Annotated in this window: 19 protein-coding genes and 1 tRNA gene; 8 read left to right on the top strand and 12 right to left on the bottom strand. The window is 71.2% G+C overall.

All coding sequences use genetic code 11. The annotated features are described in order from the left end of the window. Positions 1-61: 61 nt before the first annotated feature. Both ACLFMI_RS23585 and ACLFMI_RS23580 read right to left on the bottom strand, forming a co-directional pair. Positions 62-1,141, bottom strand: a complete 1,080-nt coding sequence (locus tag ACLFMI_RS23585; protein ID WP_410950134.1) for a maleylacetate reductase — start codon at positions 1,139-1,141, stop codon at positions 62-64. A gap of 1 nt (position 1,142) precedes the next feature. Beyond that, positions 1,143-2,009 carry a dioxygenase family protein gene (locus tag ACLFMI_RS23580; protein ID WP_410950133.1) on the bottom strand — a complete coding sequence of 289 codons (867 nt, stop codon included), beginning with the start codon at positions 2,007-2,009 and terminating at the stop codon, positions 1,143-1,145. 158 nt (positions 2,010-2,167) lie between these two features. On the opposite strand from ACLFMI_RS23580, the gene ACLFMI_RS23575 reads away from it, so the two are divergent. Further along, positions 2,168-3,172, top strand: a complete 1,005-nt coding sequence (locus ACLFMI_RS23575; protein WP_410950132.1) for an AraC family transcriptional regulator — start codon at positions 2,168-2,170, stop codon at positions 3,170-3,172. A 23-nt stretch (positions 3,173-3,195) separates the two neighbouring features. Here the strand turns inward: ACLFMI_RS23575 and ACLFMI_RS23570 are convergent, their stop codons facing one another. Continuing rightward, a complete protein-coding gene (locus tag ACLFMI_RS23570) occupies positions 3,196-5,622 on the bottom strand; it encodes an ATP-binding protein (RefSeq protein WP_410950131.1) in 2,427 nt (808 codons plus the stop codon). A gap of 250 nt (positions 5,623-5,872) precedes the next feature. Here ACLFMI_RS23570 and ACLFMI_RS23565 point away from each other — a divergent pair, with 250 nt between their 5' ends. Together ACLFMI_RS23565 and ACLFMI_RS23560 are read left to right on the top strand one after the other, a co-directional pair. Continuing rightward, positions 5,873-7,522, top strand: a complete 1,650-nt coding sequence (locus ACLFMI_RS23565) for a flavin-containing monooxygenase (protein ID WP_410950130.1) — start codon at positions 5,873-5,875, stop codon at positions 7,520-7,522. 12 nt (positions 7,523-7,534) lie between these two features. Then, positions 7,535-8,464 carry an alpha/beta hydrolase gene (locus tag ACLFMI_RS23560; RefSeq protein WP_410950129.1) on the top strand — a complete coding sequence of 310 codons (930 nt, stop codon included), beginning with the start codon at positions 7,535-7,537 and terminating at the stop codon, positions 8,462-8,464. A gap of 30 nt (positions 8,465-8,494) precedes the next feature. Here ACLFMI_RS23560 and ACLFMI_RS23555 read toward each other — a convergent pair whose 3' ends face one another. From ACLFMI_RS23555 to ACLFMI_RS23530, 6 genes are all read right to left on the bottom strand, one after another. After that, complete coding sequence (locus ACLFMI_RS23555; RefSeq protein WP_410950128.1) at positions 8,495-10,426, bottom strand: N,N-dimethylformamidase beta subunit family domain-containing protein; 1,932 nt, start codon at positions 10,424-10,426, stop codon at positions 8,495-8,497. A 304-nt stretch (positions 10,427-10,730) separates the two neighbouring features. Continuing rightward, a complete protein-coding gene (locus ACLFMI_RS23550) occupies positions 10,731-12,191 on the bottom strand; it encodes a sodium:solute symporter family protein (RefSeq protein WP_410950127.1) in 1,461 nt (486 codons plus the stop codon). Positions 12,192-12,384: 193 nt separating this feature from the next. Continuing rightward, positions 12,385-13,413, bottom strand: a complete 1,029-nt coding sequence (locus tag ACLFMI_RS23545; RefSeq protein WP_410950126.1) for an aminotransferase class IV — start codon at positions 13,411-13,413, stop codon at positions 12,385-12,387. A gap of 39 nt (positions 13,414-13,452) precedes the next feature. Then, positions 13,453-14,964: an APC family permease gene (locus ACLFMI_RS23540; RefSeq protein ID WP_410950125.1), complete on the bottom strand. Its 1,512-nt coding sequence runs from the start codon at positions 14,962-14,964 to the stop codon at positions 13,453-13,455. A 118-nt stretch (positions 14,965-15,082) separates the two neighbouring features. Continuing rightward, positions 15,083-15,985, bottom strand: coding sequence for a LysR family transcriptional regulator (locus ACLFMI_RS23535; protein WP_410950124.1), 903 nt, complete (start codon positions 15,983-15,985; stop codon positions 15,083-15,085). Between the two features lie 318 nt (positions 15,986-16,303). Continuing rightward, positions 16,304-17,011, bottom strand: coding sequence for a LysR family substrate-binding domain-containing protein (locus tag ACLFMI_RS23530; RefSeq protein ID WP_410950123.1), 708 nt, complete (start codon positions 17,009-17,011; stop codon positions 16,304-16,306). Positions 17,012-17,054: 43 nt separating this feature from the next. Here ACLFMI_RS23530 and ACLFMI_RS23525 point away from each other — a divergent pair, with 43 nt between their 5' ends. Continuing rightward, positions 17,055-17,444 (top strand): DUF5997 family protein, encoded by a 390-nt coding sequence (locus ACLFMI_RS23525; RefSeq protein WP_410950122.1) that lies wholly within the window; start codon positions 17,055-17,057, stop codon positions 17,442-17,444. A 69-nt stretch (positions 17,445-17,513) separates the two neighbouring features. Here ACLFMI_RS23525 and ACLFMI_RS23520 read toward each other — a convergent pair whose 3' ends face one another. The 3 genes from ACLFMI_RS23520 to ACLFMI_RS23510 form a co-directional block, all read right to left on the bottom strand. Beyond that, complete coding sequence (locus ACLFMI_RS23520) at positions 17,514-17,846, bottom strand: hypothetical protein (RefSeq protein ID WP_410950121.1); 333 nt, start codon at positions 17,844-17,846, stop codon at positions 17,514-17,516. 231 nt (positions 17,847-18,077) lie between these two features. Beyond that, complete coding sequence (locus ACLFMI_RS23515; RefSeq protein ID WP_410950120.1) at positions 18,078-19,286, bottom strand: AI-2E family transporter; 1,209 nt, start codon at positions 19,284-19,286, stop codon at positions 18,078-18,080. Between the two features lie 348 nt (positions 19,287-19,634). Next, a tRNA-Arg gene (locus tag ACLFMI_RS23510) sits at positions 19,635-19,707 on the bottom strand. Positions 19,708-19,872: 165 nt separating this feature from the next. Here ACLFMI_RS23510 and ACLFMI_RS23505 point away from each other — a divergent pair. The 4 genes from ACLFMI_RS23505 (at position 19,873) to ACLFMI_RS23490 (ending at position 25,412) form a co-directional block, all read left to right on the top strand. Next, positions 19,873-20,775: a dihydrodipicolinate synthase family protein gene (locus ACLFMI_RS23505; RefSeq protein ID WP_410950119.1), complete on the top strand. Its 903-nt coding sequence runs from the start codon at positions 19,873-19,875 to the stop codon at positions 20,773-20,775. A 398-nt stretch (positions 20,776-21,173) separates the two neighbouring features. Continuing rightward, positions 21,174-22,094, top strand: coding sequence for an alpha/beta fold hydrolase (locus tag ACLFMI_RS23500; protein ID WP_410950118.1), 921 nt, complete (start codon positions 21,174-21,176; stop codon positions 22,092-22,094). Between the two features lie 71 nt (positions 22,095-22,165). Beyond that, positions 22,166-23,395 carry a cytochrome P450 family protein gene (locus ACLFMI_RS23495; protein WP_410950117.1) on the top strand — a complete coding sequence of 410 codons (1,230 nt, stop codon included), beginning with the start codon at positions 22,166-22,168 and terminating at the stop codon, positions 23,393-23,395. 283 nt (positions 23,396-23,678) lie between these two features. Then, on the top strand, positions 23,679-25,412 hold the full coding sequence (locus ACLFMI_RS23490) for a BCCT family transporter (RefSeq protein ID WP_410950116.1): 1,734 nt from the start codon (positions 23,679-23,681) through the stop codon (positions 25,410-25,412). Positions 25,413-25,414: the final 2 nt, after the last annotated feature.

Raw genomic sequence — 25,414 nt, 5'->3', positions numbered from 1 at the left:
ATCGTGGCGCACGTTATGCCCTGGAGGACATGCTGTTCTGCCTGGTGGAATCACGTGCGGTTCAGCGCGCCGGGGCGGCGCCCTCGGCCGGGGACCCGCCGTGGCGGGCCCGCCGGAGCAGGGCGCGGATCTCCCCGGCGGGGACCTCGCGCGGGTTGGCGTAGGGCGCCGTGGCCACCGCCTCCAGCACCCGGTCGACGTCGGTGTCGGCGAACCCGAGCTCGGCCAGGGACACCGGCGCACCGAGCCCGCGGAGGAGCTCCCACAGCGTGCCGGCCGGGGTGTCCGAGCCGAGGGCCCGGGAGAGCGCCGCGGTCATCGCGGGCGCGGCCTGCGCGTTGAGCGCGACGACGTGCGGCAGCAGCACGGTGTGCACCGCGGCGTGCGGCAGGTCGAAGGTCCCGCCGAGCACGTGGCACAGCTTGTGGTGCAACGACATCGTGGTCGCGCCGAGCACCGCCCCGCACAGCCAGGAGCCGTAGAGCGCCTCGGCCCGGGCGTCGGCGTCGCCCGCGACGGCCAGTCCGGGCAGCGCGGCGACGACCGCCCGGGCGCCCTCCTCGGCCATCAGCGCGGTGATCGGCGAGGTGTCCGGGGCGTAGAGCGCCTCCACGGCGTGCGCCAGCGCGTTGACCGCGCTGGTCACCGCGATCCCCGGCGGGAGCGATGCGCAGAGGTCGGGGTCGTACACCACGCTGCGGGGCAGCACCGCCGGGTCGCGTCCGGTGGTCTTGACCCCGTTCTCGGTCATGCCCCAGACCGGGGTCATCTCCGAGCCCGCGAAGGTCGTCGGGACGGCGACGATCGGCAGGCCGTGCCGCAGCGCGACGGCCTTCCCCAGCCCGATCGTCGAGCCACCGCCCACGGCGACGCAGCCGTCCGCGGCGCGCGCCCGCGCGTCCTCGGCGGCGGCGTCGGCGGTCTCCCGGGGGACGTGCATCCGGGCGCGGGCATGCACGCCCGCGGTGCGCGGGCCGAGCGTGTCCGCGATCCGTTCGGCGAGCTCCCGGTGCCCGGGGGTGGCCAGCACCAGCACGCGCACCAGCCCGAGGTGCTCCAGCTCGGCGGCGAGCTCGGCCGAGCGGCCCGCTCCGAACACGACGCGCATCGGCTGCGCCTGGTAGCGGAAGTCGGTCCACATCTCAGGCCTGCGCGGGGGCCGGGTCGAGCACGACGTCGTACCGGGCGAGCCGGAACGGGGCGTCGATGCCGTATCGGGCCGCGACCGCCTGGTCGTCGACCTGCTCGAAGTCGACGATCAGGCTCCGCTTGACGGCGAACACGGCGTCCGAGTCGATGTAGGCGCTGTCCGCGACGAACAGGTGCGTGGTCAGCTCGCGGTGACCCGCCGCGGACGCGATCACGTGCACGTGCGCCGGGCGGTAGCCGTGCCGGCCGAGGGCGCCGAGCAGCTCGCCGACCGGGCCGTCGGTCGGGATCGGGTAGTGGCTGGGCACGACGCTCCGGAACCGGACCCGGCCCTCGTCGTCGGCGGTGAACAGCCCGCGCCCGTTGCCGGGCGGCTGCACGTCGGGCTGCTGGACGTCGTAGAAGCCCTCGGCGGTGGCCTGCCAGACGTCGACCGTGGCACCGGGCAGCGGGGTGCCGTCCGCGCCGAGCACCCGCAGCTCCACCACGCAGTCCCGGCCGCCGGTCAGCTCGTCGATGCTGTCGCCGATCTCCCGGCGCGGGCTCTCGGTCATGTGGAACGGCCCGAGCACCGTGCTCTCGGTCCCGGTCTCCTGACCGTTGATCGTCTCGATCAGCATCGACACCCCGAGCACGTCGGAGAGCAGCACGAACTCCTGGCGGGTGTCGCTGCACGTCTGCCCGACAGCGGTGAGGAACCCGATCGCGGTGTTCCACTCCTCGACCGTGGGCCGCACCTCGCGGACGTAGGTGTGCAGGTGATCGACCAGCCCGCCGACGAGCTCGGCGAGCCGGGGGTCGGTGCCGGGTGCGAAGCTCTCCTTGACCGCGGTGACCGCGGCTTCCTCGGTGAAGTCCATTCCTCGGGCTCCGTTCGTGGTGGTCGGCGGGGCCGACGCTACGAACGTGGCGGGCGCCGCGCCATCCGGTTCACGCGGCCGGCCCGCCGGATCGCGCGACTACACTGCGGGACCCCGCCGGCCGTCGCCACGACGACGTGGATCCTGCAGGGAGGACCGTGATCGGCACGACCGACCGTCCGGAGTTCGCCCGGAACGTCCTGACCCGGGACGCCGGCTTCGAGGACTTCCGGGAGCACCTCAACGCGCTCTTCTACCCGGCGCAGGTGCGCCCGCTCGCGCGCGGCGCGGCCGGGCGCGGCGAGCTGCGCGGGGTCCGGACCGAGAACCTGACCGTCGGCCTCGTGCGCTTCGGCCAGGACACATCGGTCGTGCCCGAGGGCACCTCGGCCCACTACCAGGTCAACGTCGTGCTGCGCGGGAAGGTGGTCGCGGCCTCCGCGGATCGACAGTCGATCGGTGTCCCGGGCACGGCCGGGGTCTTCACCCCGGAGCGGGGCCACCGGCTCCTGCACTGCGCGGCCGGCACCGAACATGTCGGCGTGAAGATCCGGCGCCGGTTGGTCGACGACGAGCTGGCGGCGCTCCTGGGACGCCCGGCCGCGTACCCGCTGGAGTTCGACCTCGCGTTCGGGCTGACGAGCCCGGCCGGGCGGAGCTGGTACAACACCCTGCACCTGCTGATCGACGAGCTCGACCAGGGCGGCCTGATCGGCGCGGCACCGATGCGGGAACGGTACGAGCGGTTGCTGGTCGGTGGCCTCCTGCTGGGCCACCGGCACAACCACACCGCCGTCCTGACCGGGGACGCTCCGGGCGGACCTGCGCGGCCGGCGGCGGTGCGCGCGGTGGTGGACCTGATCCAGGCCCGCCCGGAGGACCCGTACACCCTCGGCGAGCTGGCCCGGGTCGCCGGTGTCAGCGGCCGGCGGTTGCAGGAGGCCTTCCGGGAGCACGTCGGGGTCGCCCCGATGGCCTACCTCGCCGGGGTCCGCCTGGACCGCGTGCACGTCGACCTGCGCGCCGGGGCCGCTCCGGTGACCGAGGCGGCACGGCACTGGGGCTTCACCCACCTGGGCCGGTTCTCGGCCGCCTACCGGGAACGGTTCGCGGAGCGCCCGTCGCAGACCCTGGCCGGGGCCCGGGCCGTCCCGCGGAGCTGACCTCCCGGAACGCGGCGGGCCGGTCAGGACCGGACCCGGGCCGCCGCGGCCATCCAGGACGCCACCTGGGTACGCGAGCCGAAGTCGAGCTTGCGCAGGATCCGCTCGACGTGCCCGTCCACCGTCCGGACCGAGATGGTCAGCTCGGCGGCGATGTCCCGGTTGCTCATGCCGTCGGCGATCAGCTGCGCGATCTGCTGCTCCCGGCCGGTCAGCGGCGAGGAGGCCGGCGATGCGGCGGCCCGCGGTGCGGAGGTCGGCGATGCGGACGTCTGTGGGGAGTGTGGTCCCGGCTCCGGCCGGGGCGCCGCACCGTCCGCGGCGCCGTCGGTGATCTCGATCCCCAGCCGCACCGCCTCCGGCACGCCGACCTGGCCGTACTCGGCCCGGACGGCGGCCGCGCAGGACGCGCCGAGCCGCTCGTCGATCAGCGACGCGTGCTGCCGCCCCTCGCTGGCGGCGTGCGGGCCGAAGGCCTGCAGCGACGTCCCGATCCGGTGCCAGACCGCGCCCGCGATCCCGGAGAGCGCGGCGGCGTCGGAGGTCCGTCCGGACGCCGCCACGATCCAGGAGCTCACCTCGATCGACAGTGCCGTGCAGACGCCGTCGCGGAAGTCCTGCTCGATCCGGATCGTCTCGGCGATCGAGGCCCGGGCCCGGGGGAGGTCGTCGAGGTGCAGGTGGCAGATCGCGGCGACCCAGTGCGCGTAGGCGCGGTTCCACAGCTCCCCGGCGGCCGACGCCCGTTCGACGACCCCGGCACAGGTCTGCAGCGCCTCGCGTGGCCGCCCCGCGTAGGCCTGGGTCATGGCCAGCATGAAGGACGTGGCGAGCGCCGATCCCTCGTCGTCCACCGACCGGTGCAGGCCGATGCCGCGGTGGAAGTAGCCCTCGGCGGCGTCGAGATCACCCTCGAACAGGTTCATCAGCCCGCGCCAGTGCGCGACGTGGCCCTGCATGACCGGGTCCTGCAGCTGATCCGCGATCCCGGCGCACTCGTCGAGGTAGCTGCGGGCGGTGGCCGCGTCGCCCTGGATCAGTGCCACCCAGGCCACCGCCCACAGCGCCTCGCCGCGTTCCCGGCTGCCGGGGTCGAGCCGCTCGAGCAGCCGCTCGGTCCACCGGCGGCCGTAGGTGAGGAACCCGCCGGCGATCCAGTGGTAGCGCAGCAACGACGCCAGCCGGGCACCGGCCCGCACCTCACCCGGGGTCGCCGCCGACCACGCCAGCGCCGCGATCAGGTTCGGATGGTCCTCGCGCAACCGGGCCAGGTCGGCGGCCTGGTGCGGGCCGCACCAGCGCTCGACCGAGAGGCGGGCGCGATCGGTGAAGTGGTCGCGGTGCCGGCGGCGGACCTCGTCGGCCTCGGCCGAGCCGGCCAGCAGGTCCGAGCCGTACTCGCGCAGAGTCACGAACTGCCGGTAGCGCAGCCGCTCGCCGTCCCGGTCGGCGACGACCACGGACTTGCCGACCAGGCCGTCGAGCGCGTCGAGCAGGCGGTCCTCGGTGAGCTCACCGAAGGTGCACACACCCTCCAGCGTCTCCAGGTCCACGGTGGCCGGGAACACCGAGATCCGCGCCCAGAGCAGCCGCTCGTCCGGGCCGCACAGGTCGTGGCTCCAGTCGATCAGTGCCCGCAGCGAGCGCTGCCGGGGGTCGGCCGCCGGGTCGGAGCTCCCGAGCAGGTGGAACCGGCGGTCGAGCCGGTCGACGACCTGCGACACCGACATCGACCGGAGGCGGACCGCGGCCAGCTCGATCGCCAGCGGGAGCCCGTCCAGGCGACGGCACAGGGCGACGACCGCCTGCCGGTTCTCCGGCGTGACCGCGAAGTCCGGGAGCACCGCACGGGCCCGGTCGAGGAGCAGCTGCACCGCGGGGACGTGCTCGATCCCGGGGCTGCCGAGCCCCTCGACCTCCTCGGGTACGGCGAGCGGGGCGAGCAGGTGCACCCGCTCGCCGCGGATGCCGAGCGGCTCCCGGCTGGTCGTCAGGATCGTCAGTTCGGGCAGGTCCTCGAGCAGCCGCAGCACCAGCCGTGCACCGGCCTCCAGCAGGTGCTCGCAGTTGTCGATCACCAGCAGGGCGGCCGCGCCGGCGAGGTGGTCGACGATCCGGTCGACGGCGTCGCGGTTCGACTGGTCGGGCACGCGCAGCGCGGTCGCGACCGCCGGCGCGACCTGGGTCGCATCGGTGACGCTGGCGAGCTCGACCAGCACGACACCCTCCGGGTGGTCGGCGGCGTCGGCCACGGCCACCGCGGTCCGGGTCTTGCCGACCCCACCGGGCCCGGTCACCGACACCAGGCGGTTCGTCCTCAGCTCGTCGACGAGCCGGTCGACCGTCCGATGCCGGCCGACGAAGCTGGTCAGCGTCGTCGCGGGGCGCAGGGTGCACGGTCCCCGGGCACCGGGCCGCCGCGGGTGGCCGCCGCCGGTGACGTCGTCCATGACGCCTCCTGATCGCAGTACTCGACGCGCCGAGCATGTCACGTCGGAGCCGGGTCGGGCGGGGTCGATCGCGGTGCCGACTACCCGGGTAGACCCCGCGGCCCCGGTGGGGTGGCCGGTGGGGTGATCTCACCCTGTCGGCTCCGCGGCCGGGGCGCCCACGCTGTTGCCGCGCTCACAGCGCCGGCTGCCGGTTCCCGGTGCCGGCAGCCAGGCGCATCGCCCGACCCATCCAAGGAGGCTGGATCACGTGGTGCCATCGACAACCACCCCGACCCGCGACGCACTTGTCGTCGGTGCCGGGTTCGCGGGTCTCTACGCCGTGCACGCGCTGCGCAACACACAGCATCTCGACGTCATCGCGGTCGACGCCGCGGGCGACGTCGGCGGGACCTGGTACTGGAACCGGTACCCGGGCGCGCGGGTCGACATCGAGAGCGTGCACTACTCCTACTCGTTCGACGAGGACCTGCAGCAGGAGTGGCGCTGGAGCGAGCGGTTCTGCGCCCAGCCGGAGATCCTCGACTACCTCGGGCACGTCGCCGACCGGTTCGACCTGCGCCGCAGCATCCGGTTCAACACCCGGATCACGTCCCTGACCTGGGACGACGACGAGTCGCTGTGGACCGCGACGACGCACACCGGCGAGACCCACCGGGCCCGGCACGTCATCTCCGGTGCCGGCACGCTGTCGGTGCCGAAGAAGCCCGAGTTCACGGGCATCTCCGACTTCGCCGGCGAGGTCTACATGACCGGCAACTGGCCGCACCACGAGGTCGGCTTCGAGGGCAAGCGGGTCGGGATCATCGGTGTCGGCTCGTCCGGCATCCAGGCGGTCAGCGAGATCGCCAAGACCGCCGGGCACCTGACCGTCCTGCAGCGGACCCCGAACTACGCCACCCCGATCGGGAACGCACCCACCGACCCGGAGCAGGAGGCCGCCGAGAAGGCCGACTACTCCGCGATCCGGGACGCCTCGCGCAACCACTTCCTCGGCGTCCCCTACACCGACGCGCAGCCCTCGGCGCTCGCGGTGGGCCCGGACGAGCGCCGCGAGGTGTTCGACGACCGGTGGAACCGCGGCGGGTTCCGCCTGTTCATCGACTCCTTCGGCGACATCCTGTTCGACAAGGACGCCAACGACACGATCGCCGAGTACATCCGCGGCCGGATCCGGGAGCGCGTCAGTGACCCGGCGACGGCCGAGCTGCTCGCCCCGCAGGGCTACCCCTACGGCACCAAGCGCCCGCCGCTGGAGACCGACTACTACGAGGCGTTCAACCGGCCCAACGTCGATCTCGTGGACGTGAAGAGCAACCCGGTCGACGCGGTCGTCCCGCAGGGGGTGCGGCTGGCCGACGGCACCGAGCACGCCTTCGACGTGCTGGTACTGGCCACCGGGTTCGACGCCTGCACCGGGCCGCTGCTGGCCATGAACATCACCGGGCGCGACGGGCTGCGCCTGGCCGACCACTGGACCGACGGGCCGCAGACCTACCTGGGTCTGATGGCGGCCGGGTTCCCGAACCTGTTCATGATCACCGGTCCGCAGAGCCCGTCGGTGCTCTACAACATGCCGCTGGCGATCGAGGACCACGTCGACTTCACCACCGCGGCGATCCGGTACCTGCACGAGCGCGGCGAGGACGTCATCGAGCCGACCTCCGAGGCGGAGCGGGAGTGGGTGGCGCACACCAACGAGGTGGCCCGGGCCACGCTGCTGCCCGACTCGCCGACGTCCTGGTACATGGGCAGCAACGTGCCCGGCAAGCCCCGGCGACCGCTGGTGTACCTGGGCGGGGCGCCCGCCTACCGGGCCACGTGCGACGAGGTCGTGGCGGCGGGCTACGAGGGCTTCCGCCTCTCCCCGGCCGGCGACCGCGCGCTCGCGCAGGCCTGAGAGGAGACGACCATGCCACTCGATCCCGCCGTCGCGTCCCTGCTCGACGGCCTCGGACAGCAGGGCTTCCAGTCCTTCGAGAAGATCGGCGTCGAGGCCACCCGCCAGACCCTGGACACCCTGGTCGGCCTGCAGAACCCGGCGCGCGACGTCGCCGCGATCACCGAGGTGCCCTACGGCTCCGACCCGGAGCAGCGGGCCCGCGTCTACCTGCCGCCCGGCGACGGCCCGTTCCCCGTCGTGCTGTACGTGCACGGCGGCGGCTTCGTCGGCGGCGGCCTGGACGTCGTCGACGAGCGGGCCCGCGCCCTGGCCCTGGACGTCGGCGCCGTCGTGGTCTCGGCGACCTACCGGCGGGCACCGGAGAACCGGTTCCCGGCGGCCCACGACGACGCCTACGCGGCGCTGCAGTGGACCGCGAAGGAGATCACCGCGCACGGTGGGGACGCCGGGCGGATCGCGGTGATGGGTGACAGCGCCGGTGCGAACCTGGCCGCCGCCGCGGTCATCCGGGCCCGGGACGCCGGCGAGCCGGCGGTCCGCGCCCAGGTGCTGCTCTACCCGCTGGTCGACCCGGCGGCCGACACGCCGTCGCGGCGCGCGTTCGCCGAGGGCTATCTGATCCACCTGGACGCGCTGGCCTGGTTCGGCTCGCAGTACGTGACCGGGCCCGCCGACGTCGCCGATCCGCGCCTGGCGCTCGACCGCAACGACCTGGCCGGGCTGCCGCCCACCCTCGTCGTCACGACCGAGTACGACACCCTGCGCGACGAGGGCGAGGCGTTCGCCGAGTCGCTGCGCGCGGCCGGGAACGAGGTGCGCGCGACCCGGATCGACGGGCTCGTGCACGCCCTGTACTGGGCCTCCGGCGCGGTGCCGCGCAGCGCCGAGATCCACACTGAGGCCGTCGAGCACCTGCGCGCGAACCTCGCGGCGAGGTGAACCGGACCCTGTCGTGCTGTGGGCGCACCGCTAGCGGACGAAGTGCCGCACCACGTTCTCACTGATGCGCGCGACGTTGTTGTGGTAGTCGTTCCACGCCAGGCTCCCGGCCCAGCAGATCGAACCTACCGAGAACACGGCCCCACCCGCCGCCGTCTCGAGCAGTGTCATGTCGGATCGGACCTTCTCGTTGCTCGATCCGCCCTGTCCGGGGGCAGTGATCAGTAGCTCCTCCTGGGTGAGCTGGTAGCGATCGTCGAGCCCTGTGGACGTGGCAAGTCGCAATGTGGAGGCGGGCGAGCCCAGCTCGGGAGCGTAACGGTCCACCTCGTCCCCTGCGGCGCCGCCGAGAACGTACCCGAACCCGCCGATGATCTCGTCCGGGGCGATCCCGTCGAAGACGAACGCTGCGCGGTCATCGTGGCTGTCGGGTAGCCGTCGGTAGGCCGACGCCGGCCCCCAGCCCTGCGCCGCCATCCCGACACCCAGCCCGGCGTGTGGTGGGTAGTCGTTGAACGCCCAGAGGCCGCCCGGCTGCGCCGTTGCGCTGTGCGTGGTCTCTCCGGGCGGGGAGTCCCAGCTTCGGGCACCGTTGTTCCCGCGTCGAACCTCGATCAGGTGTGGGCGATCGTCGAATACGCTGGTCACCCAGTAGAAGCCGTTGCCACCAAGATACATGAGCCGTCCACCGCAGGAGAGGTATCCGTGCAGTGCTTCCTGCATCGGGCGGGTCCAGTACTCGGGATGCGAGCCGGTGACGACGACCCGGTGTCGATCGAGGAGCGACTGTCCGTCGTGATGAAGGTCCTCGTCGGTCGCGACCTCGTGCTCGATCCCGATCTGGTCGAGCCAGTCCAGCAGGAATAGGTCCGCGCTGAAGTGCCGGACGTTCCCGGCGAGCCAGTTGTGCCGGTACGGGCGAAAGTTCAGTACTGGCCGCTTCCGCGACGAGTACGCCACACCGGACCCGTCGCCGTGCAGGTCGTAGGCGGACTTCCCGACATCCGCATGGTCGAGGACGTGTCGTTCGTACCGCGACAGCTCGGGTCGGTGGGCCATGAACTGTTGGTTGCCGCCCGCGGCGTAGAGATGCTCGTTGGCGTAGGCGAGGTAGGTGAAGGTAGGCGCGAGGAACAGTGCTGGAGCGTGACTCCTCGAGTGCACGAAGAACGGGATGTGGTCGGTCTCGTCGTCGCTGTGCAGGCGGAACGCGTACGCTCCGGGGGCGAGATCGGGAACCGCCCAGGTCCGAGCCGGGGGCCAGCCGGCGTCTTCCAGATCGTCGTCGTGGAAGTGCACGGCGGCGTAGTGCTGCCCGCAGACGCGGAAGTCCCCGGCGGTGCCGTCCCAACGACTACCGGTGACGCCACGTTGCGGTGCCTGGTGGAGCGTCCCGTGCCGCTCGTTCCCGGAGCGGTCGTGCAGCACCGTGCCGGTGAAGTCGCGGCCGAAGTCGTAGGCAGCGATCAGTGCGGCCCGGCCGGGGGCCTCGACGAGTTCGTCGGAACCGAGTTCGTCGGAGCCGAGCGCGCGAGACCAGAAAGCGGGATTCTCGATCTTGCCGTTGAAGTGTCGGTCCGCTCGCGGCACAGTCCAGGCGCCCGGACGTCGTACTCCCGCGAGAGTCGTCCATGCCACCGTGTCGCGGTATCCAGTATCCGCCTGTGTCGATGAGGTTGTCTCGACCGCTGAGCCCCATCCGGCGCCGATCGAACGTAGGTGCAGGTCGAGGCGCTGCGCGGTGCAGTCGAAGACGACCGCGACCTGGTACCAGCACCGTGGTGCCAGTGCGGGTCGGCACACGGCCTCAGCCCCGGATCCGTCGCCGTCGAGCCGGGCGACGAGGCGGTCGTCGCCACGCACGACGAGTTCCAAGCGGACCTCTCCGCCCTTGTCCTGGACGGCGAGGACCGTCTGCTCGCGACCCGTCCCGGGGAGCCACGGCAGGAAGCGCAACGCCACTGTGAACCCATTGCCTGACAGCCAGTCGTCGGGCAGGGGCAGTACCGCGAATGATCCGGTGTCGGACTCCCGCTGCCGGCCGTCGTCGTGCGGCTCGCGAGTCCCGGTGAGTTCCTCCGCGCCGGAGTGATCGCTTTCGCTGAACGGCCGATGCAACCGGACGACGGTCGAGTCGTATCGGGGGCTCTCGGAGTGGACATGCAACGTGATCCGTTCACCGGGACGCACGGTCCAACAGTCGGTGTAACCGAAGATCCTCAGTCTCCCGGAGTGTCCATCCGGGGTGGACTGTCCGGCTCTCGTGTCACGGATGGCTGGCCTCCTTCGTGCCGTGGGCGATGGCGTGGAAGTCCTCGACCGTCTCGGAGATGTCCTGATGACCGGACGCCACCGTGGCGACGGTCCCGGCGGCGGCGCTGAGGGCGGCTCCGACCGGACTGATGAGGTAATAGGGCAGATCGACGAGCAGGGCGAGGGTCACGTAGACGACTCCGACGAGCAGGGAGACGAACGCGGCGGTGGTGGTGAACCGCTTCCAGTACAGACCAGCGAGAATCGGAAAGGCCAGCAGTGCCAGATAGACCGAGACGTAGGTCAGGACCAGCAGGATGCTCCCGACAATGGTGAGGGACAGGACGAGAGTTGTCGCTCCGATCGCGAGGAAGAGCACCCGTCCGAGCCGGACGTAGAATCTGTCAGGGCGGTCGCGGGCGAGGTAGCGCCGGACGATGTCGTTGGTCCCGATCGACACTGCGGAGTTCCAGATGGCGATCATGGTGCTGCTCCCCACCAGCAGGAGGGTGACCAGGATCAGGCCCTGCAGAATCGGCGGGGTGTAGTCGAGGACCAGTCGTGGGAGGGCTTCCTCGGGGCTGGTGAGGTCCGGAATGAGCACCCGGGTGAGCATGGTCGTGACCGCCACGAGTCCGTAGAGCCCGGTGATCGCCACAGTGTTGATCAACATCGCCCGGTAGGCGATCCGACCGGAGCGCGCCGAGAACATCCGCTGGCCATACCACGGCGCGGCGATGTAGGCCAGGATGTTCTGGAAACACCACGCCAGCACCGAGGCGAATCCGTACTGCTCCAAGCCCCACACGGGTTTGAAGGACAGGTACTCAGGCGCGAATACGTCACCCAGACTGTTCAGTCCGTCGGCTTGCACGTAACCGATCGCGAAGAGGACGGGGACGAACACCAGGATCATGGCGTAGCTGAGTACGTCGAACGAGATGGCGGTCACCAGTCCTCCGGTGATGGCGAGTACCAGGCAGAACACGACGATGACGACGACCGTCGTAGCCGGTTCGACGCCCAGCAGGACGGAGGCGACGACCGAGAGACCTGCGAGGTATGTGGCGGGCGCAAGCCAGGTGAAGCTGAGTGTGATCAGGCTTGCGAGCAGCCGCGTCGGCTCGGCGAGCCGACCCGTGAACCGCCTCTCGAAGTACTCCGCGATCGTCGAGATGTGCAGGCGGCGGTAGGGCTTCGCCACCGTCAGCGCGTAGATCCCGAAGACGAACACGAAGATGAACGACGTGTAGTAGAGGCCGACCGTCCCGTATTGGTACGCGACAGAGGCCCCGCCGATGAGTGTGGCCGTGTTGAACTCGGCTGCGCCCAGCGTTCCGACTAGTGGGAACAGTCCCGTTTGACGGCCGGCGAGGTCGAACTCGTCATGAGTGCGTGCTCGCCTCCACGAGCGGTACGCGAGATAGACCAGAATCCCCGCGAAGAGCGCGGTGATGGTGTATTTCTCGACCAAGGGAACCTCCGGTTCAGCCGTGGTCAGGGCGGTCGATGGGTCGCCCCACGACGTGAGACATAATGGCCGGAGCACGCGTCCTTGGCGTCCTCGTGGCAGGACGGGGCGGTCGCCCTCGACGACCGATGACTTGATCCATGCAGACCCGGCCGACGACGGGCGTCGGTGCCCGCCGTACCGCGCGGGCCCGGGCTCAGTACTCGATCGGCTCGATCAGCGCAGACGGCTCGTCCATCAGAGCCCAGAACCGGTCACGGATCGCCACCGTGATCGGGCCCGGCTCGCCGTCGCCGACGGCGACGCCGTCGAGAGTGGTGATCGGAGTGACTCCGCCCGCCGTCGTCACGGCCATCAGCTCGTCGGCGTCGTAGAGCTCCGGGCCGTTGACGTCGCGTAGTTCGGCTGGGATGCCCCGCGCGTCGGCGATCTCGAAGACGGTCTTCCTCGTGATCCCGGGAAGTGCGTTGCGGGGCGGGGACGCCAGCGCACCGTCCTTGACCACGACGACGTTGAATCCGGGGCCTTCGGCGACGCACCCGTCGGCGTCGAGGAGGATGCCGGTGCGCGCGCCACGATCCTTGGCCTCGAAGCTCGCGGCGGTCAGATCGCCCCACTGGTAGTTCTTGATCGTCGGGTCGATGGTGTTGCGCCCGGCTCTCCGTACGTGCCGCGGCACGACCGCGGAGGTGCCGAAGATCTGCTCGTGCGGAGGGAAAGCCCACAGGTACGGGATCGCGTAGACGTAGATCTGCGAGGTGAGCTTGCTCAGGTCCTTCTCGCCCTTCCGCTTGCCGTAGCCGCGGGTGAGCGTGATGTTCACATAGGCTTCGCGCAGCTGGGAGAGGGCGACACAGCGTTTCGCGATCTCGGCGATCTCGGCCTTGTCGTAGGGCGAGGCGAGCCGCAGCCTTCGGCCGCCGTCGAGAAGGCGGTCGACGTGGTCGGACAGCCGGAAGATCCTGCCGTGCCACACGTGCGCGACGGTGTAGGTCAGGTCCGAGTGGCCGAAGCCGGTGTCGAAGATGGAGATCCGTGCGTCGGAGGCGGGGACGTACTCGCCCTCGATCCACGCCACCCCGCCGGCGTAGCGGCTGGAGGTGTCGAGCTCGTAGTCGCTGTACTGGATCACGGAGCCGGGCGGCGTGTCCTCCCGGATCGCCCCGGGCTCGACCGCGACGAGGTTGCTGGTCGAGAAGTCGGTGCCGGAGTCGGCGATGGTCATGGTGGGATTCCCTTCCGTGGGTGAGCGATTGACAGGGGCTCAGGAGGTGTGCTTGCCGGCGTAGCCGGCGCCGGCCTCGCCCGCGCGCAGCCGCGCACGCAACGCGGTGGCCCACCAGAGCGCACAGACGACGACGATGCCCAGAAACACCCAGCCGTTTCCTGCGAACTCCGGGAGCAGGATCAGCGCCCCGGCGACGGTGAGGAACACCGCCAGGGCGAGGAGATAAAGCGGCGTCCGGAACCGGCCGAGATCGAACGTCCCCGCCTCGGCGGCCGGGATCGTGCCCTTCCGGACGCCGATGAGCAGCCCGATGGTCTGCAAGGTGTAGACGGCGAAGAAGGCCAGCGAGGCGACACCGATGATGTAGGTGAACGCCTCCTCGTTCACCAGCGCCGACAACAGCATCAGCGTGGAGAGCGAGCCGAGGCCGACGACCGCGGCGGTCGGGGTCAGCGTGCGGGGTGACACCCGCCGCCAGGCCGCGGAGAACGGCAGCATGTTGTCCCGCGACATCGAGTAGACCAAGCGGGTCGCCACGAGCATGTTGGCGAGCAGGCAGGCCAGAATGTTGGTGAGAGCGATCGCAACCACGATCTTGGTGGCGACCGGACCCAGCTGCTGATCGATGATCGTCTCGATCGGAGCGGAGCTGTTGGCCAGGACGGCGGCCTCGTCCCGGATGGCGAGGACGTAGACGATGTACATCAGCAGTTCGACGACGATCGAGGCTCCGAGCGCGTACATCATGGCGCGCGGCACCACATGGCGGCTTCGCTTGGTCTCCTCCGCGACGTCCGCGCTGGACTCGACCCCGATCAGCCCGAAGAACGGGCCGAGCGCTGCGGCGAGCCACGCCAGCGCGTAGCTCGCCTGCTCGCCCGAACCACCCGGCGTGAACAGGGTCGACAGCGGCTGGTGTCGGTCCGGCGCCGAGAACGCGACCACAGCCACCACCAGCGTGCCGAGCACCGTCAGGACCAGCTCGAGCGCGACGCCGGTGTTGTTGACCATCGTCGCGAATCGGACGCCGTAGATGTTGATCAGGGCGCAGAGCGCGACGACGCCGATCGCGATCAGGATCTGCGTCGTCTGGTTCGTCTCGAGTCCGAACAGGCCGGCCAGGTAGCCCGCGAAGATGTACCCGACGCCGGTCATCCCACAGATCCACCCGATCACCGCGATCGAGCCGGTGAACCAGCCCAGGTTCGGACCGTTGATCCGGCTCGTCCACTGGTAGGAGTAGCCGGCGAGCGGGATCTTCGCGGCGAGGTCGGCGGCGATCGTCGTCCACACCGCGAACACGGCACCGGCTATCAGCAGCGTCCAGACGAACGGAGCGCCGGCACTGGTGAATCCGGCCCCGAACCCGGTGAAGACGGCTGTCGTCGCACTGATCGTGGCGAAGCCGATGGCGAAGGACGCGAGCGGACCGATCGAGCGGTCCAGTCGCTGGGTATAGCCGAAGTCGGCCAGGCGGGCGTCCTCGTCAGCGGGTGCCGCCCCCGCGACGAGCCCCTGTACTGCGGGACGCGTTTCGTTCTCGGTCACGGCTGCTCCGTCTCGGCTCCGGCGGTCCGCTGTGGATCGCGTCATTGCGGTGGAGACAGGTAAGCGCAGTCGACGGCGAAGAAGAAGTTCCGAATCTGGATCAGCTGATAACTGGACGTTATCGCGCGGCGTGCGTGTCGCTCCATCGTCCACGCTGGCGCCGTACGTGGCGCAGGAAGAGGTCGCCCGCGTAGGGAAGGTTCTCGGGGATCCAGGCGAGAGCGGCGCGGCTCGGCGGGCGATCGACGATCGGAACGTAGACGACACCCGGCCGGTCGTAGAGGCGCGCGCTCGAGGCGGTGGTGAAGCTGATTCCGAGGCCGCGTGCCACACACGTGATCTCGGCTTCGTAGGTGTTGGCCACGGCGGCCACGGTCGGTGGCACGTTGCGTGCGTCCATCGCCAACCAGTGATCCCGCCATATTCCTGCGCTCTCGGGCGCCGCGACGATGGGGTCGTCGAGCAGCTCACCGATTCTGACCTCACCGCGTTCGGCGAGCGGGTGGTCGCGCCAGAGGCAGGCCACCCACGTCTCGCTGTCGACGACGAGTGAGCGAAGTCGGGGGAGCTCGACGGGCGGCCTGATCAACCCGATCGAGGATCGGCCGTCGGCGAGCCCCGCGGTCGGATCCGCGAAGTCGTACTCGACGGGGTCGACTGCGATGTCGGGGTGAGCCGCCTCGAAACCGCGCACGAGCTCGAAGACCATGTCGGCGCCGGTGCCGATCAGATAGCCGAGCCGTAGCCGACTCCGCCGCCCGCCGGAGAGGGTCGAGAGGTGGTCGACAGCGGCGTCGACGTGATCGATCGCGTTCCTTGCTTCGGGGAGCCAGCTCCTGCCGATGTCGGTGAGATGGACTTCCCGAGTGCTGCGCTCGAACAGCGCGACGCCGAACTGGTTCTCCAACTGCTTGATGGCGTTGGACAGCGCGGGCTGGGAGATGAAGAGCCGGGCGGCGGCGCGGTGGTAGTTCAACTCCTCCGCCAGGACGATGAAGTAGCGGAGTTGCCTCACAGTCACGTCAGCAGCGGAAATGTCGCCTCCGTCCCGGCCTGCTCGCGACCGGCCCCGTCCCGTCGAGCTGTCTCGTCGCCGTGCCCGGCAGGCTCGGACGCTCGCACCTCAGGCAGCGCGGCGGGTACCTGACGGGGCGAAGCGTAGCGGCATTGGTGGGCAGGCGGCATGCATGCCGACGTAATCGAACACCGTCACTGGAGTGACGATCCACGTTGGGCACGCCGAGAGTGCTGTTGCTCCGTTGCAGCCTGAGCCTGCGCGTCGCACGTACGCCGCTCCCGCACGGGCTCCGTGCGGGAACATCGTCGTCTACGGGTGAGCTCAGCGGCGGCGCGTGCCGCGCCGGGGCGGAGGGCGTCGGGCGGCGCCCTTCTTCGAGGGGGCGGGTGTCCCCGGTGCCGGGGTCCCCGCCCGGCGGGGGGTGCGGGAGCTGTTGACCGTGCGCCCGCGGACGATCCCGATGAACTCCTCCATCAGGTCCGTGTTCTCCGCGTCCGGCCAGGCGAGGACGACGACCGACTCCGGCGCGTCGGTCAGCGGTCGGTAGGTGAGGTCCCGGCGATGGTGGAGGCGGGCCAGCGACTGGGGGACGACCAGCAGGCCGATGCCCGCGGCGACGAGCTCGATCGCCTCGGCCGTCGTGGCGGGGTCGGTCGCCGCCGCTCGTCCCGGCCGGTCCCCGGGCCAGGGGAGTGTGTCGTCCAGTGGACGGAGGACGATCTCGTCGGCCAGGTCTGCGAGCGTGACCTGCTCGGCCGCGGTGACCAGGTGCTCCTTCCCGACGACGACCACGGTGGTCTCGGTGTAGAGCGGGATCGCGTGCAGCCCGGTCCGGTCGATCGGCAGCCGGACCACGCCGGCGTCCACCTCGCCGGTCCGGACGAGCTCCACCGCCTCGTCCGTGGTCGCCGTGATCAGCTCCAGGGGGACCTGCGGACGGCGCTCGGCCCAGATCCGCGCCCACTTGCCCGGCGTGACGCCCGGGACGTAGCCGAGCCGGAAGGACACGGTGTCGTCGGGCTCGGTCACCGGCCCAGACTATCGGCCGGTCCGATCCCGATAGCCTGGGCGTATGACGCGGCAGAGGGCGACCCAGACGATGAAGCCCGCGACGGCGGCGAAGAAGCTCGGCGTGTACCTCGAGGCGACGCCCGACGAGTTCCGGGACGGGGTGGTCTCGCGCGACGAGCTCGACGCCCTGCAGGCCGATCCGCCCGAGTGGCTGCGCGAGCTGCGGCGCAACGGCCCGCATCCCCGCCCGGTCGTCGCGGACCGGCTCGGGGTGTCGATCTCCGGTCTGGCCCGTGCCGAGATCACCGAGCCGCTGACCACCGCCCAGATCGCGGCGTTGAAGGAGGAGCAGCCGGAGTGGCTCCGCCGCGAGCGCAACACCCGGGCCGAGGCTCAGCGCGAGGAAGCCCGGTTGCAGGCCGAGCGGTCCGGGGGCGGGACCGCGCGGTAGCCGTCGTCCAATGACGATGACGGGCGTCGATAGGCGCGCCCGCGTAGCCGCAGCGGCAGGGCTGCGCGGTCATACCCTGGAGGTCCGCCACGGCGAGGCGGTGATCTCGCCACCGACGTGTGCCGCCGCCCGGAGGGACGCCCGCCGGTGCCGCCCGGTCGGCCACGCGGGCGTGGTGCGACGGCGGCGGGGAGCCGCGTCGACATGCGCGGCCCGGGCGGTGTCGGTGAGCCGCCGAGGGGTGGCTGCCACCGCCCGGACATCGCGGCTGCGGGCGGTGATGTGGACGGCGACCGCCGTCGCGGCGGCCGCTGGAACGACCAGCATCGGCGCCGGCAGCAGGTACCCGACCGCGAGCATGCTCACCACGAGCAGGCCGAGCAGGCCGCCGGTGCCGAGCACCGTGGTCGCGAGCCGGCGCCAGCACGCGCGTGACGAGGGAGCAGCGCCTGACAACGGTCGTCGGACGCCCGGGGCCCTCGTCGCTCGCCGATGCCGCATGGACCGGAGCTACCCCGACGGGATCGCCGCAATCGGGAAGGTGGCCCACACGGTCGGGTGGAACCCTGCTCGGGACGATCAGGCGGCACTCCTGGATGCCGGGAAGCCCTTCGCGGCAGGGCCGGTAGCGATTCAGTGGTCCGGCCCGGCCGTCCTGGCCGGCTCGGTGGTGTCCGGTTCCCGCTCGGGCGCGGGTTCGTCGATCGGGACGGCGCTCTCGGTGGGCTCGCTCGTGTGGATGTCGGCGGGATCGGCCTCGTGATCGGCGTCGCTGCGTAGCGATCGGATGCCGGAGTTCAGCACGGCCAGCAACGGGACGGCGAGCAGGGCGCCGGGGATCCCGGCGACGACCAGTCCGGCTCCGATGGCGAGGACCACGGCGAGTGGGTGCAGCTTGACCGCCCGTCCGAGCAGGAACGGCTGCAGCACGTGGCCTTCGAGCTGCATGATCGCGACCAGCAGCGCGAGCACGATCAGCGCGATGATCGGGCCCTGCGCGACGAGTGCGACCAGGACGGCCGCAGCGCCGCTGACCACCGCACCGAGGATGGGGACGAACGCGCCCAGGAAGACCAGCGCGGCGAGCGGAGCGGCGAGCGGGACGCCGAGGACGGCGAGCCCGATGCCGAGCAGTACGCCGTCGACGACGGCGACCGCGGCCGTGGCCCGGATATAGCTGACGAGGGCGGTGAGGCTCCGGCGTCCGGCGACGTCGGCGCGGGTGCGCATCTCGGCCGGCACCGCACCGAGCAGGAACTGCCAGATGGCCGCCCCGCCGTGCAGGAAGAAGATCAGCGCGAACAGCGCCAGCAGGGTCTCGGTCACCAGCTCACCGATCGTGACCGCGGTGGTCAGTGCCCCGGCGGTGATCGCGCCCTGGTTGTCGCGCAGGGTGGAGAACAGCTCGGTCCGGGCCTCCAGCAGCTGCTGCTCGCTCAGGCGCAGCGGCCCGGACCGGCTGAGCCAGGCGACGACGGCGTCGACGGCGGCCGAGAGCTGGGCCCCGAGCTCCGGCAGACCGGCGACGACCGTGATGACGACGAAGGTGAGCACGCCGCCGAGCAGCGCGAGACCGCCGACCATGACCGCCGCGGTCGCCGTACCCCGGGGGATCCGGTGGCGCTGCAGCCAGCCCACCGCGGGGGAGAGCAGCGCGGCCAGCAGAAGCGCGATCGCGACCGGAACGACGAGCGAGGCCAGGTACCAGACGATCAGGCCGAGGATGCACACCACGGCGACGAGCACCAAGAGCCGCCAGCCCCACGCGGCACCCACCCGCAGCGGGGTCGGGATCGCCGGCCTCAGGTCGTCCGGACGCCGGCGCGCGCGGTCGCGCGCCACCGCCGACAGCGATGCAGGGGAGTTCCCTCTACGCAGGCCGTGAGCGCGGATTCCGTCGGACATGGCCCGCCTTTCGGAACGAACGCCGGTGGGCCGCGGCCCGGGCCCGTCGTCGGGTTACCCGGACGGGTGCGAGTTACGCCGACTCCACGCCATGATCGGTGCCCGGCCGGAGACGGCGGGTGTGGCGGCTCGGCCGCTACGTTCGAGATGCTGGAAGTGACCGATCAGCGGCCGGATGTGGGTCCGGATGACCTGTTCGTAGCGCTGTCGGGTTGTCTCCTCGATGAGGAGCTCCAGGTGCCTGTCCATGACGTCCACCCGGGTGGACCAACCCTCTGACCTGCGTGCCCCCGGCAGGATTCGAACCTGCGACACCCGCTTTAGGAGAGCGGTGCTCTATCCCCTGAGCTACGAGGGCCTGCATGAAGGCTACCTGGGAGTCTCTGGCACCTTCCCATCGCCGTCGTCGTCCTGGGGCACATCTGGGGCTCATGCCGCCGAGCCGATCCGGTCGGCGAGCTCGTCCATCCGGTCCGGGACAGGTGGTGACATACGGTGTCGTGATGCGAAGGAGCCGATACAGGTGTTCACAGGGTTGAGCGCGTTCCCGTTGACCCCGGTCAGCGAGACGGACGTCGACGAGTCGGCGTTCTTCGATCTCGTGGCGAGGTTGGACCGGGCCGGGGTCGACTCGATCGGGGCGCTGGGGTCGACCGGGAGCTACGCCTACCTGACGCGCGAGCAGCGGCGCCGGCTGGCCGAGGTGGCCGTCCGGGCCGCGGGGCGGACCCCCGTCCTGGTCGGGATCGGCGGGCTGCGCACCGTGGACGTCCTGCGCCACGCCGAGGACGCCCAGGCGGGCGGGGCGAGTGCGGTGCTGCTGGCGCCGATGTCGTACCAGCCGCTGACCGACGAGGAGGTCTACGACCTCTACGCCGACGTGACGGCGACGCTGTCGGTCCCGCTCGTGGTCTACGACAACCCGGGCACCACGCACTTCACGTTCAGCGACGAGCTGCACGGCCGCATCGCCGCGCTGCCCCGCGTCGGGTCGATCAAGATCCCGGCCACGCCCGCGGACCCGCAGGCAGCCCGCGAGCGGGTCGAGCAGCTGCGGGCCCGCATCCCCTCGCACGTGACGATCGGGGTCAGCGGCGATCCCGCCGCAGCCGGCGGGCTGCTCGCCGGCTGCGACGCCTGGTACAGCGTGCTGGGGGGACTGTGGCCTCAGGCGTGCCTCGCGCTGACCCGTGCCGCCCAGCGCGACGACCCGGACACCGCCTCCTCGATCTCGGACGACCTCGCTCCACTGTGGGAGCTGTTCGGTGATTACGGGAGCCTGCGGGTGGTCTCGGCGATCGCCGAGCAGATGGGCCTCGTGGGGGCGCCGAACCTGCCCAGGCCGCTCCAGGGGCTTCCGGACGGCGCCCGGCATCGCGTCGACCAGGCCGTGCGGGGGCTCGCGCCGATCCTGGCGCGTCACTGACCTGCCGTGTCCCGCTTCGAACCGTCCACTGTCGAGCGCGATGCCGCGGCCGGCGGGGTCGCGCGCTACGTCGTCGCCGCAGCACCGGCCCGGTGCGGTGACGCGGGCGCGGTGGTCGGCATCGTCCTGCTCGTCACCGCCGGCGGGGGATCCGGCCTGCTGGCCGGCGCGCTCGCCGCCTGCATCACTGCCCCACCTGCTCGGCCCGTTCGTGGGCCGTCGCGTCGACACCGCCGCCGACGGGCGCCGGGTCATCGCCACCGCGTGCGTGTTCTACGCCGTCACCGCCCCAGAAGATGGCCGTCCAAACAGGATCATGCCCCGGCGTCCTGACCTCGGAGGTAGTCGGCGCGACCCTTCCCTTCGGTGATTGCGCGGCGTAAGGTCGCCCTCCTGGTGTGCCGGGAAGCCTGGTCGGCGTGGTCATGGTGCTGCGTCCGGAGGGGGCCTCGGTGGACATCTACCGCTCGGATCGAGGACGCACGGCGATCCACGCCTGGTGCGCCGACGAGTTGGATGGGCGGTTGCCGTCGGCGGACCGGCGGGTCGTGGACTCACCGCTCGGCCCGACCCATCTGACGACGTCCGGCAGCGGGCCGCAGGATCTGGTGCTGTTGCCGGGGACGAACATGAACGCCGCCACCTCGATCCCGGTGATCCGGGCGCTGGCGGGTTCGGTCCGGGTCACCGTGGCCGACCTGCCGGGGCAGCCCGGGCTGAGCGCGGGGGAGCGTCCGCAGGCCGACCTGGTCGACGGGTACCGGGCCTGGCTGGATCATGTGCTCGCGGCGGTGGGCGAGGGGCCGGTGCTCCTGGCTGGTGAATCGCGCGGGGCGGCGGTGGCGTTGTGCGCGTCCCCGGGGCCGAAGGTCGGCGGACTGCTTCTGGCGGCGCCGGCCGGGCTCGTCGTTGCCCGGCTCACCCCGGGAGTGCTGCGGGCGTCGGTGCCGTGGCTGTTGCGACCGACGCCGGCACGCTCGGCGCGGATGCTCGCCACGATGTACGGCGAGGGCGTGGTGGCGGACCACGACCAGCTCGTCGACTGGATGGCACTGGTGGCGCGGCACGTCCGCAGCAGCCTGTCCCCGTCACCGTTGCCGGAGCGCGTCGTCGCCGGGTGGCATACGACGCCGTGCCAGGTGCTGGTGGGCGAACACGACCGGTTCTTCACACCCGGACGGGTGCGGCCGGCAGCGGCGGGCCTGCTGCAAGCAGCGACGACCACGGTCCCGGGCGGTGGGCACCTGCTGTCGCACACCAGCCCGGACGCGGTGGCCGCCGCGACATCCCGGGGGCTCGGCTCGATGTGGGGCAGGTAAGCGATGAGACCTGGTGGCGATCGAGGCCGACCGCGCCAGGAACGACGCACGATCGGACAGGAGAACCGGACATGAGCACTCCCACCACACCGGTGCCCGAGGCCCCGTTCACGATCGGGACCCCGGAGTTCGTCGCCGACCCGCAGGCGCACTACGCCTGGCTGCGCGAGAACGCCCCGCTGGCCCGGACCCGGCTTGAGTACGGGCCGGTCTCCCAGCCGATCTGGGTCTTCTCGCGGTACCGGGACTGCCGGGCGATGCTCACCGACCCCCGGCTGCCCCGTTCACCGGCAGGTGGTTCGGCCATGACGACCGGGTTGCCCGAGCACCTGCGGCTGCTCAGCATCGAGTCGGTGATCATGAAGGACGATCCGGAACACAAGCGGCTGCGCTCGCTGGTGTCCAGGCCGTTCACCCCGAGGATGACCGCGAAGCTCGGGGAGCGGGTCCGCGACCTGGCGGTCGCGCGGCTCGACGCGCTGGCCGGCCAGGACGTCGTCGACCTGCGGCAGGAGTTCGCCCTGCCCATTCCCTACACCGTCATCGCCGAGATGGTCGGGGTCGACGAGGCCGACCGCCCGCGGTTCCAAAGTGGAGTCACCGCCCTGCTCAGCGACCGCAGCGCCGAGGGCTGGGACCTCCAGATCCGTGATCTGGTGGCGTTCACCCGGGACTTGGTCGCCCGCAAGCACGATGATCCGGGCGACGACATCCTCACCGGCCTGATCCACGCCGAGGAGGACGGTGACCGTCTCTCCGAGGACGAGGTCGTGGCCATGGTGTTCACCCTGGTCATCGCCGGCTACGAGACCACCTACAACCTGATCACCAACGCCGTCGTCACCCTGCTCGACCATCCCGAACAGCGCACCCGCCTGCAGCAGGCCCCCGACGACGACGCACTGTGGCGCTCGGCGATCGAGGAGATCGTGCGCTACTCCGGGCCGGTCGGTGGCACCAAGCCGGCCACCGCCGCCGAGGACATCGACTGGGACGGCCGGACCATCCCTGCCGGATCCTCGGTCCTGCCGTTGCTGGGATCGGCGAACCGGGACCCGGACGCCTTCGACGCGCCGGACCGGTTCGACATCACCCGCAGCCCCAACCACCACCTCGGCTTCGGCTACGGGCCGCACTTCTGCCTCGGGGCGAACCTGGCCCGCCTCGAAGCCCGCATCGCCGTGCAGACGCTGCTCGCCCGGCACCCCCACGTGTCGCTGGCGATCCCACGCGACGAACTGCGCCTCGAACCGATGCCGCTCTGGACCCGCTACGACACGCTGCCGGTCCTTCTCGGCTGACCCGCCCGCGGACACGTGACGACCGTCGGCCTCCCGGTATGGGTGACCCTACCGGGAGGCCGGACGGCGTCGGACGGATGAGTGATCACGCACCGTTGTGGACCTGAGATACGTGCAGGTCAGACGGCTGAACCGGCCGCACGCGAGGCGATCCACGACGATCATCAGTGGACACACCGACAGCATTCGGACATTCTTTCGCGACGGCGCCGACGCAGCCCCCGCTTCCGCCCGCGGACGTCCGAACAGCGGTGTGGCCCGTCGGTCGGGGAGGAGCGGTCGAGTGCAGGATCTCGCGAACAAGCTGGGTCTGCGGACGAACCCGCAGATCTTCTTCTGGTCGGCCGGTCTGATGCTCTTCTTCCTGGCCCTGCTGCTGATCTTTCCGGGGCCGATCGGCAGCGTATTCGCCGCCGGCCGGGAGTGGATCACCACGAACCTGGGCTGGTTCTTCGTGCTCGGCGTGACCGTCTGGCTCGCGTTCCTGGCCTGGGCGGCGCTGTCCCGCTACGGCAACCTCAAGCTCGGGGGCGCGGACGACAAGCCGGAGTACTCGAACGTGTCCTGGTTCGCGATGCTGTTCGCCGGTGGTATCGGCACGGTCCTGATGTTCTGGGGCGTGGCCGAGCCGATCTCGCACTTCAGCGAGCCGCCGTTCGAGGGCGTCGCGCCGTACAGCGCGCAGGCGGCCGAGGACGCCATGTCGTTCGCGCTCTACCACCTGAGCCTGCACACCTGGGCGATCTTCACCCTGCCCGGGCTGGCGTTCGGGTTCTTCATCTACCGCTACAACCTGCCGCTGCGCGTGTCGTCGGTGTTCTACCCGCTGCTCGGTGACCGGATCCACGGTCCCGTCGGGAAGACCATCGACGTGGCCGCGGTGCTCGGCACGATGTTCGGCCTCGCCGTGTCGCTGGGCCTGGGCACCTCCCAGATCAGCGCCGGCATCAGCGCGCTGACCGGGATGGCGGACTCGACCGTGCTGCGTGTCGGGATCGTCCTGCTGGTCGCGGTGATCGCGACGTTCTCCGTGGCGGCAGGCCTGGACAAGGGCATCAAGCGCCTGTCCAACCTGAACATCAGCATCGCCGTCGGCCTCATGCTGTTCGTGCTCTTCGCGGGCGGACAGACGGTCTTCCTGCTGCGCTCGCTGGTCGAGAGCATCGGCGTCTACGCCAGCAGCATCATCCCGCTGTCGTTCTGGAACGACTCGCTCGCCGCCTACACCGACCCGGAGGGCTGGGGCTGGCAGGCGAGCTGGACCGTCTTCTACTGGGCGTGGACGGTCACCTGGGCACCGTTCATGGGCGTGTTCCTCGCCCGCATCTCGCGCGGCCGCACCGTTCGCCAGTTCGTCGGCGGTGTGCTGCTCGCACCGGCCGCGTTCACGGTCGTCTGGTTCGTGATCTTCGGCTGGTCGGCGATGGCCTCGGACGGGATCGACGGCCAGGGCGGCCCGATCTCCACCGCGGTGGCCGACAGCGGCGCCTCGCTGGCGATGTTCGCGTTCTTCGAACAGCTCCCAATGGCGACGCTGATCTCCGGGATCGCGGTCATCGTGGTCGTGCTGTTCCTGGTCACCTCCGCGGACTCGGCGTCGCTGGTGGTCGACATGCTCTGCTCCGGCACGGGCGAGATGAGCCCGCTGCGCCAGCGGCTGTTCTGGGCGCTCGCGCTCGGCGGGCTCGCCGCCGCCCTGCTGCTGCTCGGCGGGGACGAGGCGATCAGCGCGCTCGAGGAGGTCATCACCGTGATCGGCCTGCCGATCTTCATCCTGGTCTGCGGCATGCTCGCGGCGCTGCTGGTCGGGTTCCGGAGGGAGGGCCCGCTGACGACCGTGGTCGTCTCCGGACGTCCGCCGGGACCGTCGGCCGAGGCGGACCCGTCGTCCCGGGAGGTCGTGAGCGGGGAGGCCGCAGCCGAGGGCGCCGCCGTCAGGACGGCCACGGGAAAGGTGCCGGAGCACGACGCAGGTGCTTCCGGTCCGGAGCGGGACAAGGCGCCGCCGGCCGGTTGACC

Origin of the sequence: Pseudonocardia nantongensis, assembly GCF_046546495.1 — a bacterium.
In the GTDB taxonomy this organism is placed as follows: Bacteria; Actinomycetota; Actinomycetes; order Mycobacteriales; family Pseudonocardiaceae; genus Pseudonocardia; species Pseudonocardia nantongensis.
Note: the sequence above shows the minus strand (reverse complement) of the source record. Positions and strands in the feature narration are given on the sequence as shown.

Bases quoted from the DNA above. Each gene is read 5' to 3' on its own strand.
- ACLFMI_RS23585 (WP_410950134.1), bottom strand. From the start codon at position 1,141: ATGTGGACCGACTTCCGCTACCAGGCGCAGCCGATGCGCGTCGTGTTC.
- ACLFMI_RS23580 (WP_410950133.1), bottom strand. From the start codon at position 2,009: ATGGACTTCACCGAGGAAGCCGCGGTCACCGCGGTCAAGGAGAGCTTC.
- ACLFMI_RS23570 (WP_410950131.1), bottom strand. From the start codon at position 5,622: ATGGACGACGTCACCGGCGGCGGCCACCCGCGGCGGCCCGGTGCCCGG.
- ACLFMI_RS23560 (WP_410950129.1), top strand. From the start codon at position 7,535: ATGCCACTCGATCCCGCCGTCGCGTCCCTGCTCGACGGCCTCGGACAG.
- ACLFMI_RS23545 (WP_410950126.1), bottom strand. From the start codon at position 13,413: ATGACCATCGCCGACTCCGGCACCGACTTCTCGACCAGCAACCTCGTC.
- ACLFMI_RS23525 (WP_410950122.1), top strand. From the start codon at position 17,055: ATGACGCGGCAGAGGGCGACCCAGACGATGAAGCCCGCGACGGCGGCG.
- ACLFMI_RS23495 (WP_410950117.1), top strand. From the start codon at position 22,166: ATGAGCACTCCCACCACACCGGTGCCCGAGGCCCCGTTCACGATCGGG.